Source organism: Vibrio sp., assembly GCF_038138445.1.
In the GTDB taxonomy this organism is placed as follows: Bacteria; Pseudomonadota; Gammaproteobacteria; order Enterobacterales; family Vibrionaceae; genus Vibrio.
In genome coordinates this window covers 26,039-39,635 of record NZ_JAYQDQ010000034.1, presented here as the reverse complement: position 1 = coordinate 39,635, position 13,597 = coordinate 26,039, and the positions used below count along the sequence as shown (strand labels likewise).

Here is a 13,597-nt window from a genome sequence, read left to right as displayed (position 1 = left end):
TATAGGGCAACATAAAGTATATCGTTTTAGGTCTACCTTTTTCGATTCCCGCTGCACGCTCCAGTCCTAAGTTAATTTCAAATCTTCGTTCTCGATAAACTCGATCCTTGTCTAAACTTAACATTTCAATTTTTATATACTTCTTTGTCAATATTAAAATCTAGCTATTTTCTCTAGGCTTCACTTATATCCCCCATAGCCTGTATGTGAAAAGCAGGTCTCCTCCTCCTAAGGCATAAAAGATTGCAAGGTGACTTTTCGGAAGAGTTGTCTAAGGCACGTACCTCCATCTTCAAATGCGGTCTCTAGGCCCTATTAGACCAAAGTTACTCCCCCCAAATCAGTTAGATCGACTTGATTGAAACAAACAATCCATCACTAGGCTGTGCGCATAATTACCAATTTTAAAGGTGATTGTCTGTCAACTCAGCCTGATAAATAGTGTGACTGATACCTGTCTTTTTACTCTTAGGTTCGATAAAGGTGAAATATCACTTTCTTTTGCAGATGGTATAAATATAACTGATGGATTTGTATTTAAAAATACGATTTTAACAATAATGAAACAAATATGTATTTATTTACATTGTTGCCACTTTGTCATGTGTTCTAATAGATGCATAAAAGAGGAGAAGTGGCTATCCATTCCAAACGGCTTTGTTCGGCTTAAATATTACAACGCTAGTTTGGCTTTGTGGGAGTACGGGACTAAATCCTGCCTGCAAGTAATAATCATAATGTCACTCAACGATATAGAACTCAGGCCACAAACATAAGTGGTTTGTTCACCAAGGACCGGTTTTAAGTCAGAGCATTTCTCATCGAATGACCAATTTGAAAAATATGTTTTTCAGGGCGAAGGCGTGGCCGAATTTACGATGTGTACAGCCTAGCGATTGGTGTATTGGAGGTTTTGCCTGCACCAGATCCTCGTATTTTCTCAACAACGTCGATTCGTACTAGGAAAAAATAATGATAAATACAATAACGTCAATGATCTTTTGCGCGGCTGCGCTTATCAGCCATAATGTCTATTCGCTTGATATAGCCATAAAATGTCCAGATGAACCTATTAACTCCATGATGTTAGTGAACGATCAGGTCTATGTTGTGGTTGATAATAACCTTATTCGCAGTAAAGCCTTACTTGATAATCTAGAGCAAGGCAACATCCGTTTTTGCACGACCCAAGTGACTAGTATGTCCTCTTTGTTTAAAGGGCGAAAAAGCTTTAATACCAAGATTGGAAACTGGGATACCTCAAACGTTACTGATATGTCTTCGATGTTTTATTGGGCTGAAGCTTTTGATCAAGATATTAGCCGTTGGGATACCTCAAAAGTAACAACAATGCGAGAAATGTTCTATGGTGCGAAAGCATTTAATAAAACGATAGGACATTGGGATACTTCCAGTGTCACTGATATGGACTCAATGTTTTCTTGGGCGAGTGAATTTAATCAAGATATTGGTTATTGGGATACATCTAGAGTGGTGAGTATGGCTTGGATGTTTTTTAGAGCGAAAAAGTTTAATCAAGACATTGGTTATTGGAATACATCTCATGTGAAGTGGATGCACTCGATGTTTGGGAGGGCTGAGAGTTTTAACCAAGATATTGGTCGTTGGGATACTTCAAATGTCACCAATATGTATGAAATGTTTTATAAAGCAAAAAAGTTTAATCAAGACATCAGTAAATGGAATACCTCTAAGGTTCTTTCTATGTATCGAATGTTTGTTGGCGCTGCGTCTTTTAATCAAAATATTGGATATTGGGATACATCAAATGTAACTCATATGAAGCAGATGTTTGATCATGCAATTAATTTCTCCCAAGACTTAAGTAGTTGGAATGTGGCTAATGTTATTAATTATAGTGAGTTTGCAACAGGCAGTGGTCTCGCTAGTGTGCAAAAGCCGAATTTCAGTGATTCATCTTGGTTAAACCAAAATGAATCTATGTCTGAGCATTATACTCACAATCGATAAAGTTCACGATCTCTTACTTTGCCTTGCTAATGCAAGGCATTTTTCTAGTTATTTTTATGATTATCAAATAAACTTATGATTTATATCATAATATGTTGCTTTGTTAATGTTTTCTTTGTCTTTTTAGCGATAAAAATATCGAACTGACATCTTATTATAAGAATTTTTCCGATAAATTCTCCTTGATTTACTTATAAATCTTCCTTTACTAAAATATACTTATATTTTTGTTTGTATAAGGAAATAAAAATGAAAAATACATATGCTTTATTAGCTTTCGGCTCATTTTTAGTTCTAGGCCAACAGGTCCATGCTTCAGAAATTGCAGTTAAATGTTCAAATGACGCGGTGAACTCTATCATCATAAAAGGTGGTATTGAATACTTAGTGGTAGATAATGAACTTATTAAAAATCGATACAGATTATACGATTTAGAACAAGGAAAAATTCGATTTTGTACAACACATGTTACGAGCATGTATAGCGTGTTTTCTTCATCAAAAAAATTTAACGCTGATATAAGTGACTGGGACACATCAAATGTTACAGATATGAGTATGATGTTTTCTCAAGCGCTTGCTTTCAATCAAGATATAGGTAATTGGGATACATCAAAAGTGGCTAATATGACTGGAATGTTTGCTAGCGCTCAATCCTTTAATCAAAACATTGGTCGCTGGGATACTTCTAATGTGACAGACATGTCCGATATGTTTAGCTTGGCTGAATCATTTGATCAAGATATTGGTGATTGGGATACTTCGAATGTAGAGCTTATGTCAGGAATGTTCTCATCTGCTCGTTCTTTTAATCAAGATATTGGCTCATGGGATACGTCAAAAGTGGTGTCCATGTCTTCCATGTTTGGTGATACTAAGGCGTTCAACCAAAACATAGGCGATTGGAATACGTCTAATGTAACGAACATGATGGCGATGTTTAGTGGTGCTACAGCATTTAATCAAGATATCGGTAACTGGAATACTTCAAAGGTAACAGACGTACAATTTATGTTCTCGGGGGCTAAAGCCTTTAACCAATATATTGGCCTATGGGATATGTCCAATGCTACTAATATGATTGGTATGTTTATGGACGCTATAGAATTTAATCAAAATATCAGTCCATGGGATACATCAAATGTTAAATATATGGCCCATATTTTTGAAGGTGCTTCAAGTTTTTCACAAAATTTGACAAACTGGAATGTTAATAATGTTGAGTGGTACGAAAACTATAGAAAAGGGAGTCGTTTATACAATAATAAAGTACCGTACTCATTCAGGTATTAACTTTGTACTCCATTCTGATAAAAAACCTCGCAATTGCGAGGTTTTTTATTAAAAATATACAAATGAATCATACAGTTTATATCAATATTTTTAGTTCTTATTCTTTTCAATATTAAAATGCCAACATTGTGACCCCAGTCTATTGTTTTGAATAAAAATTCATTAAGAATAAAATTAATTTATTTTTCAAAAATAATTTAAATATAATCATAAAAAACAACAAATTGATGTTCTCCGTATCTAGGGTAAGTTTTAGTTCTTGACTTATCTAACAGCGTCTATTCAAACTAGGAAATAATAATGACAAAAAAGATCACCTCCCTACTAGCTGGATCGCTGGTGCTTGCTAGCCAATGCGTATTTGCTATCGATATTTCGGTGAAATGTCCGGATCAGCCAATTAATTCAGTGCTAATTGAAAAAGGACAAGTGTATGTTGTGGTGGATAACGCGCTTATTCGCAACCAAACCATGCTGGATAAACTTGAGCAAGGGCACATAGGTTTTTGCACTACCCAAGTCACCAATATGGATATGGTGTTCTTTGAGAAGGCGAGCTTTAATGCAGATATTATCGACTGGGATACTTCGAGTGTCACCGATATGGAAGGGATGTTCTCTCAAGTCACTCGCTTTTCACAAGATCTAAGCAACTGGAATGTTAGCCAAGTGACTGAGCATACGGATTTTGCTAAAGACAGCATATTAACTGAGGAGCAGCTGCCGATATTTACCCAGTAGCGGTTGATTCTTTTATATTTATTACTTAGCTTTGAGCCTCGCATAGCGAGGCTTTTTACTTGGAACAATAGAAAGAGATAATGCTTAATTGATAATCCACATTGTACCTTGACGGTGATTTTTGCTCGGTAATGTGAGTCGAGGTTAAAATTTTATTTCGACATTTTTAGGTTCAATGCTAAGTTGAGCGTTGCAATCAACATAGCAAAGGATTATTTCGTCACATGTTTTCTCATCTACCCACGCCAGTTCTTGATCCTATTCTTTCCTTATCCGTCGCCTACCGTAACGACCCCAGACCCGATAAAGTGGACTTGGGCATAGGTGTTTATAAAAATAGTGCGGGTGAAACCCCTGTTATGAAGGCCATTTCTCAAGCGCAAGATATTGTTGTGGCAACGCAAAAAACAAAATCATATGTGGGCCTAGCCGGTTGTGAGGAGTTTAATCAAAGTATGGTTGAACTGCTGCTATCAGGGACCTCTGCAATGGAAAGAGTTGCTGCGATTCAGACGCCGGGGGCCAGTGGTGCCTTGCGTATGTTGGGTGATTTAATCAAGGTTGCGCAGCCTGATACTTGCGTTTGGATATCTAACCCAAGCTATGTCAACCACAGACCAGTAATGGAAGCGGCAGGTTTAAAAGTTAAGCAATACACCTACTTTAGCCCGCAAACCAAGCAAGTAGACACTGCTCGTATGTTGGAAGAGTTAGCTCAGGCTGGTCCAAATGATGTGGTTTTACTGCATGGCTGCTGCCATAACCCGACGGGCGCAGACATTGACTTTGCTACGTGGCAAGCCATCACAGAACTTGCACAAAAAAATGGGTTTGTGCCGTTTGTCGATGTGGCTTATCAAGGTTTTGGTGATGGCTTAGAGCAAGATGTTCAAGGCTTACGCTTTATGGCTGACAATGTCGAAGAGATGATGATCACGACCTCATGCTCGAAAAACTTTGGTCTCTATCGTGAGAGAACTGGTGCTGCTATTGTGGTGGGCAAATCTTTGCAAGATGTTACGAATGCAAAAGGTAGAGCGCTGACCCTTGCTCGCTCTACTTACACTATGCCACCTGATCATGGCGCAGCTTTAGTGAAAACTATCTTGCAAAGCCATGAACTGACAGGGATATGGAAACAAGAGCTGAGCGAAATGCAGCAAAGATTGGTTAGCTTGAGAAAGAGTTTATGCCAAGAGTTTCGAAATACTCATAACACGTCACAGTTTGATTTTATCCAAAGCCACAAAGGCATGTTTACTATGCTAGGATTTAGCCAAGAACAAATGGCGCAACTTCGTGAGACATATGGTATTTATGGTGTGGGCGACGGGCGAATTAATATCGCTGGTTTGACTGAAAAAGACATTCCTTATGTCGCTGACGCAATCACTAAAGTCTCTTAAGGTTTGTGCCAAGACCCACATGAAAGTGGGTTTTTCTGTCAAAGACACGTTGTTAGAAAGTTAGGTGATCGAATGGATAAAGCGTCAAAGGCTTTGGTAGCTATGCTACTCAGTGGAGGATTGATGGCTTGTTCAACCACAAGTCAGAAACCTGAGGAACCACAACCTAAACCCGCAATTGAAGAACCCAAAGACAAGCCTGATGGCTCTGAGGTAGATAAAGATAAGCAAATTGCTGAAAAGCCTAAACCCGTCAAACCCAAGCCTCAGCCAAAGAAAACTGGCGATGGCAAGCTGATTTTGGGTCAGCAAGAGTGGGTCTATGTTCCGGGGCTTGAAGAGAACTTTAAGGCGCGGATCGATACTGGTGCGACAACCTCTTCAATCAGTGCCACTGATATTGTCGAGTTCGAGCGCGACGGACAAGATTGGGTCAAGTTTACCATTGAACATGATGGTAAAAAGAGTAAGCAGATGGCACTGCCTGTGGTGCGATGGGTTAAGGTTCGCCAGTCCAGCTCTGAAGAATCTCAGCGCCGCGCTGTGGTAGAATCTTGGGTTCAACTGGGCGATCTAAAAGAAAAAACCGAGTTTACTCTGGCCGACCGCACACATCTTAACTATCCCTTACTTTTGGGTAGAAGTTTTGTCACCGATGTGGCGATTGTGGATGTGAGTAAAGAGTTTGTGCAGAAAAAGCACAAGTAGGCAGTTTGAAAGTAAAACTCATCCTTTAACGGTACCTTAAGGTGCCGTTTTTGTTATGGATATCGTGTTTTTTGAACGCAGTATCAGAACTCAGTAATATATTTCGCTAACCTTGCGGCTTGGATTTAGATGCAACGTCATAACGGCAGTATATTACTCGTCGTTTGTTCCCGTTTTTTCGCTCAGCCGATAGTGTCTGCTTATTCTCAAGGAGTCTTTAATGAAGTATTTATCGATGGCGGTGGTCATCAAACAAGGTAAAGTTTTGATCCAAGAACGTTATCGCTCGAACCAAGGTATGGTGTTTGAGTTTCCCGGCGGGGAAGTAGAAACCAATGAGTCGGGCACTGACGCTGCTATCCGCGAGCTATACGAAGAAACGAACATGAGCGGCTTATCTCACGTTGCAACTTATAGCGATATTAATGAATACGGTGGTCGTATCTACTACGTGGTGTTACATGCCAGTCATCATGATGAGCCAAGAGCAAACGACTCAAGCCGCCAGCAGACTTTTCATTGGCTTTGCTTGGATAATTTACCCATTGATGAATTTTACAAAGCCGATGTGAGTTTCATTCGCCAACATTTAGCTAAGCATTTACAAAGAGAAGTAGGAGAGATGGCCTAGTAAGCGTATTATTGAGCTTTGGTGTGACCCTTCCACTTTGCTATGAAAGGGTCATAAGCCAGTTATTGGATTTCGAGTAGTTCTACATCAAAGATCAAAGTTGATGCAGGCGGGATAGGGCCTGTGCCTTTTTTTCCATAAGCTAGGGTGCTAGGAATAAATAGGCGGAATTTATCGCCTTCAACCATATAAGTTAAGCCTTCTTGCCAGCCTTTGATCACTTGATTTAAACCAAATGAAATCGGCTCACCTCGCTCCACTGAACTATCAAAGACAGTGCCGTCGATAAGTGTGCCATGGTAATGCACTTTTACCTTACTTTTGGGACTAGGGTTGGTTGTACCTTCGCCTTTCGAAAGCACTTTATACTGCAGGCCACTTTCGGTAGTAATAACACCTTCTTGTTTGCCATTTTCGAGCAAAAAGGCTTGACCCGCCGCGAAGTTCTCTTCTCCCGCTTTGCTTGTCACTAACGTGCGGTAAATCATAAAGCCCGCGAGAACCAAGATGACGATAGGAATAATAATTTTAGACATAAGGTCTTTCCATAATTGTTAGGGTTGTTGGATAAGATAGTTGATAGTGCTTGCAATGCCATCGAGATCTTTGTGTCCGGCAAGGAGTACCATGTACTTGCCGTTAACAATAAAGGTAGGGACAGCATTTATCTGGCCTTTTTGAGATATTTCAGCAGCTTGCTGCATTGCGGCGAATAAGGTTTTTCGCTGATCCTCTGTTAATTTATCAGGGCTGGATAGATCTTGGTCGGTAAATGCTTTGTTGATGGCCTGCTTTTGTTGCTGCGCAGTCGCGCCTTCTATTTGCACCGCATTAAACATCGCATTCATCAAGTCATGGCTTGGGGTTGTTCCTAGTTGGGTTTGCGCGCTGTAATAGATCATGGCACTGACTTGGGCACTTTGATTAAAAATGACATGGACCTTACCAAATGTCTGATTGGTCGCGGCTTCAAGCTGGGGGATCGCAGACTCCATATTAGCGCAGTGACCACAATTGAGAGAGAAAACCTCAGTAACAACGGGAAGTTGATAAGCGGACAAATCGGTAGGTAAGCGTTCAAATTGTTTGCCTTCTTGTGGGTGTTCGCTTTTGCTGCAACCTGCCAGCAGAGCCACGAGGATAAGACCCGCAAAGGCTAGTATTTTTCTCATACTTGGTACTCTTTACCATTAAGGTGATGTATCAATCTTAGGTATTGATTCTACCTTGTCATGGCCCTGAAAAAAACACTTTGAAGCCAGCATTTCAACGACAAAAAAGTCTTCATTTATAATTAAAGTATTTCCTAGTTCGCCGATATAAATCATGTATCGCAACAAAAAGTATGGTGGAACGATGAAATATCTTGCTTTACCGCTTCTTCTGCTACTGACTGGGTGTGGCAACCTTGCAAAAGAAATGCGCTATATGACAGACGATATGTTAGAAACTGCGCCTAAAACAGATATGGACGTTCGTTATCCATCTTGGGGTAATGCGCCGAGAGTTGCATCTAGGTCAGGAGTGATGGGGCCGGTGGGACGTGAAGCCAGTTACAGCGATTTACAAAGCTTTTTGATGAAAAATGGTGTAGAGCATGAAGTTTTGCCTGGCGATCACCTGATGGTAAAGCTGACTGACACCATTAAATTTAATACGGGTTCTTCAATGGTTGAGCCGAGCTCAGCTTATTGGCTCAATAAAATGGGCAGTTATTTAGCCACTCAACCGGGCATTGATATCGTCATTGATGGGCACACAGATAATACAGGGCCACCATCGCGTAATGATGTGCTATCAATGAAACGCGCAAAAGCAGTAAAACAGCAATTGATTCGCAATAACGTGGCGATGGACGCTATTTTCACCCGTGGCTATGGTGAGTATGTACCTGCATGTACCAATAGTACAAGGGCAGGTAAAGCTTGTAATCGACGTGTTGAGGTTCTTTTTATCGTCGCTAACCAGAGATAAAATTCGCACTTGTTAATGCCAAAATCTAACCCTCAAAGCCAATCCAATATGGCGCTATTTAACCAAGGGCTTAAGGTGATTAAATCAAATGGTGCGATGCAGTCTATCCTTAATGATCATCTCAACTATCGCTAATCAATACCATTCAAATGTCTAAGTATTTCATTTTCGATATTCTTCGTTTTTGCTCGTTTATGCCATTCTCTAAAAGTCTAAGCGACAATGCCGTTTGAGAAACCCTATTAATTACAACAGAGTCATTAGCTTTAGTTTATTAGTGATAATCCTATTGACCAATTCAATCATTTCAACGGAACAACGCCCGATACCATCAACTCTCTAGCTTTATCGTGTCAACTTTGTTTACTCATACTCAATTGTTAAAGAAGAGTATCAAAAGTAGAGTTAATTAACAAAATAGAGAACATAAATGAAACAAAATGTGTTCGAACGCTCATTAATGGCCTAGGAACGTTTCATCTGTTAGTCAGGTATGCAGAATACAATTCGCAATTATAACAAAACCAATCATACCCAATAATGTAAACAAGGACTCTTACTATGATAACGAGAAAACCCACCTTACTCGGTGAATGTATTGCCGAGTTCATAGGGACTGGATTACTGATTTTCTTTGGTGTTGGCTGTGTCGCCGCCCTAGTGTTAACAGGGGCTCAGTTTGGCCAGTGGGAAATTAGTGTGGTATGGGGCTTTGGGGTAGCAATTGCCATTTATTGCACTGCTGGTGTATCGGGGGCGCATATAAACCCTGCTGTCACTATTGCATTGGCAGCGTTTCATGGCTTTGATAAAGCTAAGGTTGTGCCTTACATTGTCGCCCAAATGTTAGGGGCATTTTGTAGTGCTGCATTAGTGTATAGCTTGTACAGCAATCTATTTATCGATTACGAAATTACCCATGGTTTTGTGCGCTCTAGTCAAGAGGCTCTTGCAACAGCAGGTATTTTCTCTACCTATTCTCATCCGTCTCTGTCATTTTCTGGAGCGTTGGCGGTTGAGTTTGTGATAACAGCTGTACTTATGTTTGCGATTTTGGCGCTGGGTGATGAGAATAACGGCGCCGCTCGCGGCCCTATGAACCCGCTTTTGATTGGTGTGTTGATCGCTGTGATAGGCAGCTCATTGGGCCCGCTAACTGGGTTTGCAATGAACCCTGCGCGTGACTTCGGACCAAAACTTTTCGCTTACTTCGCGGGTTGGGATTTTGCGCTGACAGGTGCTAAAGACATTCCTTATTTTATTGTTCCCATTCTTGGTCCTATTGCGGGCGCATGTTTTGGCGCTTGGGCTTACCCTAAGGTGATAGCGCAATATCTACCGAATACGGGTACGGGCTGCACGATTCCTAATCAGTGTGATGACGCCGAAGAGAGTCAAGAGGCTCACGTTTAATACTAAAATTATTGCTATAAATATCGAATTAAAAGGAAATTATTATGACGGAGCCAAAATATATTGTCGCGCTCGATCAAGGCACAACCAGCTCCCGCGCAGTTGTACTCGACCATGATGCCAACATTGTCAGTGTGTCTCAGCGAGAGTTTACGCAGATTTATCCTCAGGCTGGCTGGGTTGAACATGATCCTATGGAAATCTATGCTACACAAAGCTCGGTATTGGTGGAAGCTTTGGGCAAATCTGGCATCCGTAGCGATGAAGTGGCGGGTATTGGTATTACTAACCAACGTGAGACCACAATAGTCTGGAATAAAGACACAGGAAAGCCCGTTTATAATGCGATTGTTTGGCAGTGCCGCCGTACGGCAGCCATTTGTGAACAATTGAAAAGTCGAGGCCTGGAAGAGTACGTCCAAGAGAATACAGGCTTGGTACTGGATCCGTATTTCTCAGGCACAAAAATTAAGTGGATTCTTGATAATGTAGAAGGTGCACGCGAAGACGCTAACGCAGGAAAATTGTTATTTGGCACCGTTGATACTTGGTTACTGTGGAAAATGACTCAGGGCCGAGTGCATGTGACCGACTATACCAATGCCTCTAGAACCATGTTGTTTAACATCAACACACTTCAATGGGATGAGAAACTGCTTCAAGAAATGGATATTCCTTTGTCCATGATGCCAGAAGTGAAGAAGTCGTCAGAAGTTTACGGGCAAACGAATATTGGTGGTAAAGGGGGGACGAGAATCCCGATTGCCGGTATCGCCGGAGATCAGCAAGCGGCTCTTTATGGTCAAATGTGTGTTAATGCAGGGCAGGCGAAAAATACGTACGGAACAGGCTGCTTTTTGCTGATGAACACGGGCCAAGAAAAAGTGACGTCGAAGAATGGCCTGCTAACCACATTGGCATGTGGTCCATCTGGTGAACCTGCTTACGCTCTTGAAGGTGCGGTATTTATGGGGGGCGCCTCTATTCAGTGGCTACGAGATGAAATGAAGCTTCTGGCCGATGCAAAGGATTCAGAGTACTTTGCCACTAAGGTCGACTCATCCAATGGTGTCTATGTGGTTCCAGCATTTACTGGCCTTGGCGCGCCATACTGGGACGCCTATGCAAGAGGGACTATTGTTGGCTTAACCCGCGGCGTTAACTCCAACCATATTATACGGGCAACGTTGGAAGGGATTGCGTACCAGACTCGTGATGTATTGGATGCCATGCAAGCGGACTCTGGGATAAAGCTTGAAGCACTTCGAGTGGATGGCGGCGCAGTTGCAAACAATTTTTTGATGCAGTTCCAATCTGATGTATTAGATACGCAAGTACTTCGCCCTCAAGTGACAGAGGTTACTGCTCTGGGAGCGGCTTATCTTGCTGGATTGGCGGTAGGGTTCTGGCAAAGCCTTGATGAAGTTGCAGGTAAAGCCACCATAGATAAGACCTTTGTTCCTCATCATGATGAAGAAAAACGCAGCCGTCGTTATAAGGGATGGAAGCGCGCAGTAAAATGCGCTCAAGTTTGGGCACAAATGCATGACGAAGACGAGTAAATAACTCAGGGATGCTACAAAAATGCCCGCTTGAATTAAGCGGGCACACTTCAAGAAAAAACTGGGGTTATTTCTTTTTACCTTGTACCACCTGTTTATCTTCTTCAGTCAGTTCACGAATACGTCGGCTGATATCACGGCGCTCTTTGGAGATCTCCGCGCTTTTTATTATATGGTCGTCTACACGATCTTCGTAATCTGCTTTCATATTTTTGATGATGGCTACGATTTCATCAGGCGTCATGTCTGGTTTGATATAGTCCATCAAGTTATCCAGAAGATCGACTCTTTTACGGTTATCGCGAACTTTTTTTTCATTGTCGAGCAGTTCACGCTTCAGTTTATTCTTTCTGCGTGCTTGAGCTACGATTTCAAATACTCCACTCATAAGTGTTTTTCCTGCTTTTACTTACCTTAAAACTACAGAGATTAAACCACAACATTTCTGTCGATAACAGGTTTAAGATCAACAACTCTCTAATGATGACTAGTTTATCACCAAAAAGCCAATCCAATGATTGAGCGCAGTCAACAGTCAGGATATGATTTCGTTATTAATAGAATAAAAAGAAAAAGTTTATGCGAGTGTCTGACATTGTAATCCCAAAGGTTGAGAAGGCTGAATTGTCTCAGCAGTCGAGCAAAATTATTGAGGCTTATCGTAAAGAATGTCGTAGTCAAGAATTGACAGAAGTTGAATTAAATCGTAGAAAAATCATTATGATTGACGAGTATGGTAATATAAAAAAGCCATCAATTCTTTCAGAGCATTAAGCTAGAAAAGTATGACTTAAGGAAACGATAATGAATATAGAATTAAGCGATATTGAAGCGCGTGTCATTGGTTGTTTGATAGAAAAGGAAGTCACCACACCAGATTATTACCCATTGACCCTCAATAGCTTAACCAGTGCTTGTAACCAGAAGAGTAATCGTGAGCCTGTGATGACATTATCTGAAACGGATGTTCAGCAAGCAGTAGATGGATTGATTACTCGAAGGTTAGTGAGTGACGAAAGTGGATTTAATAGTCGAGCAAGTAAATTTCAGCATCGTTTCTGCAATACAGAATTTGGCGATTTAAAGTTAACATCTCAAGAAAAAGGCATCGTCTGCTGTTTACTGCTTCGCGGCGCGCAAACTCCGGGTGAGCTTAGAACCCGTACTAATCGCCTGGCAGATTTTTCAGATGTCAAAGAAGTTGAAGCGATTCTCGAAAATATGGCTTCTGGTGATGATTTTCCCTTAGTCGTAAAATTGCCTAGGGAGGCAGGCAAACGAGAGTCCCGTTATATGCATCAATTTAGCGGTGAAGTCGATGTTGAATCTATTGCTGCATCTTCTCCTTCTACAAATATTAGCTCTGATAGTAAAAGAATCGAATCGCTTGAGACAGAGGTGGCTGAATTGAAAGCTCAGATTGAAGTACTTCGTCTGCAAGTAGAAAGCCTTGTTTCTTAAATGACATCTAAACAGGCAAAGAAATCGAGTCCGATATGGTATGTCTACTTGATTCGGACTCGTTTCAACTCCCTTTATTGCGGTATTACAACGGATGTATCACGCCGGTATTTGCAACACTGCCAAGGCTCAGGAGCCAAATCTCTTAAAGGTAAAGGCCCACTAAGTCTCGAATGGTTTGAAGCGGTTGGGAAAAGCCGCTCCACGGCCTCTAAATATGAATACTGCATCAAAAAGTTGTCCAAGGCATTAAAAGAAAAGCTGATACAAAAAACTGTTGGTTTAGATGAGCTTATAGATATTGAGGAAATTTGAGTCAATTGGATGTTTTTAACATCTGTTAGTTATGATTCTCTGTAAGCAGCGAGGTAATATTTAACCTTCTCCACAAAAATCACTTTAGTAATTGCTTGTTT

General features: G+C 41.0%; 14 protein-coding genes and 1 pseudogene. 12 read left to right on the top strand and 3 right to left on the bottom strand.

The features are described 5' to 3' along the window. The first annotated feature begins 972 nt into the window (after positions 1 to 972). From AAFM34_RS10925 to AAFM34_RS10900, 6 genes and pseudogenes are all read left to right on the top strand, one after another. Complete coding sequence (locus AAFM34_RS10925; RefSeq protein ID WP_341662735.1) at positions 973 to 1,992, top strand: BspA family leucine-rich repeat surface protein; 1,020 nt, start codon at positions 973 to 975, stop codon at positions 1,990 to 1,992. Positions 1,993 to 2,241: 249 nt separating this feature from the next. Further along, positions 2,242 to 3,285, top strand: a complete 1,044-nt coding sequence (locus AAFM34_RS10920; RefSeq protein WP_341662733.1) for a BspA family leucine-rich repeat surface protein — start codon at positions 2,242 to 2,244, stop codon at positions 3,283 to 3,285. Between the two features lie 300 nt (positions 3,286 to 3,585). Beyond that, positions 3,586 to 3,960: pseudogene (locus AAFM34_RS10915) on the top strand (BspA family leucine-rich repeat surface protein); the annotation flags it as partial. 290 nt (positions 3,961 to 4,250) lie between these two features. Continuing rightward, positions 4,251 to 5,432, top strand: a complete 1,182-nt coding sequence (locus tag AAFM34_RS10910; protein WP_341662729.1) for an amino acid aminotransferase — start codon at positions 4,251 to 4,253, stop codon at positions 5,430 to 5,432. 72 nt (positions 5,433 to 5,504) lie between these two features. Beyond that, positions 5,505 to 6,140 (top strand): ATP-dependent zinc protease, encoded by a 636-nt coding sequence (locus tag AAFM34_RS10905; RefSeq protein WP_114786340.1) that lies wholly within the window; start codon positions 5,505 to 5,507, stop codon positions 6,138 to 6,140. A 220-nt stretch (positions 6,141 to 6,360) separates the two neighbouring features. After that, positions 6,361 to 6,771, top strand: a complete 411-nt coding sequence (locus AAFM34_RS10900) for an NUDIX domain-containing protein (RefSeq protein WP_341662726.1) — start codon at positions 6,361 to 6,363, stop codon at positions 6,769 to 6,771. Positions 6,772 to 6,833: 62 nt separating this feature from the next. On the opposite strand, the gene AAFM34_RS10895 is transcribed toward AAFM34_RS10900, so the two are convergent. Continuing rightward, complete coding sequence (locus tag AAFM34_RS10895; protein ID WP_152432022.1) at positions 6,834 to 7,307, bottom strand: FKBP-type peptidyl-prolyl cis-trans isomerase; 474 nt, start codon at positions 7,305 to 7,307, stop codon at positions 6,834 to 6,836. An 18-nt stretch (positions 7,308 to 7,325) separates the two neighbouring features. Continuing rightward, positions 7,326 to 7,943 (bottom strand): thiol:disulfide interchange protein DsbA/DsbL, encoded by a 618-nt coding sequence (locus AAFM34_RS10890; RefSeq protein ID WP_341662723.1) that lies wholly within the window; start codon positions 7,941 to 7,943, stop codon positions 7,326 to 7,328. A 184-nt stretch (positions 7,944 to 8,127) separates the two neighbouring features. On the opposite strand from AAFM34_RS10890, the gene AAFM34_RS10885 reads away from it, so the two are divergent. From AAFM34_RS10885 to glpK, 3 genes are all read left to right on the top strand, one after another. Further along, positions 8,128 to 8,745 (top strand): OmpA family protein, encoded by a 618-nt coding sequence (locus AAFM34_RS10885; protein ID WP_239173481.1) that lies wholly within the window; start codon positions 8,128 to 8,130, stop codon positions 8,743 to 8,745. A gap of 561 nt (positions 8,746 to 9,306) precedes the next feature. Continuing rightward, on the top strand, positions 9,307 to 10,158 hold the full coding sequence (locus AAFM34_RS10880) for an MIP/aquaporin family protein (RefSeq protein WP_341662720.1): 852 nt from the start codon (positions 9,307 to 9,309) through the stop codon (positions 10,156 to 10,158). Between the two features lie 44 nt (positions 10,159 to 10,202). Continuing rightward, complete coding sequence (gene glpK / locus AAFM34_RS10875; protein WP_160930804.1) at positions 10,203 to 11,720, top strand: glycerol kinase GlpK; 1,518 nt, start codon at positions 10,203 to 10,205, stop codon at positions 11,718 to 11,720. 67 nt (positions 11,721 to 11,787) lie between these two features. On the opposite strand, the gene AAFM34_RS10870 is transcribed toward glpK, so the two are convergent. Continuing rightward, complete coding sequence (locus AAFM34_RS10870) at positions 11,788 to 12,108, bottom strand: DUF496 family protein (protein ID WP_114786348.1); 321 nt, start codon at positions 12,106 to 12,108, stop codon at positions 11,788 to 11,790. Between the two features lie 191 nt (positions 12,109 to 12,299). Here AAFM34_RS10870 and AAFM34_RS10865 point away from each other — a divergent pair, with 191 nt between their 5' ends. From AAFM34_RS10865 to AAFM34_RS10855, 3 genes are read left to right on the top strand one after another with little or no spacing between them, the layout of a single operon-like run. Continuing rightward, positions 12,300 to 12,494, top strand: a complete 195-nt coding sequence (locus AAFM34_RS10865) for a hypothetical protein (RefSeq protein WP_341662716.1) — start codon at positions 12,300 to 12,302, stop codon at positions 12,492 to 12,494. A 30-nt stretch (positions 12,495 to 12,524) separates the two neighbouring features. Then, positions 12,525 to 13,181 (top strand): YceH family protein, encoded by a 657-nt coding sequence (locus AAFM34_RS10860; RefSeq protein ID WP_341662714.1) that lies wholly within the window; start codon positions 12,525 to 12,527, stop codon positions 13,179 to 13,181. After that, positions 13,182 to 13,496, top strand: a complete 315-nt coding sequence (locus AAFM34_RS10855) for a GIY-YIG nuclease family protein (RefSeq protein ID WP_341662712.1) — start codon at positions 13,182 to 13,184, stop codon at positions 13,494 to 13,496. Positions 13,497 to 13,597 lie beyond the last annotated feature (101 nt).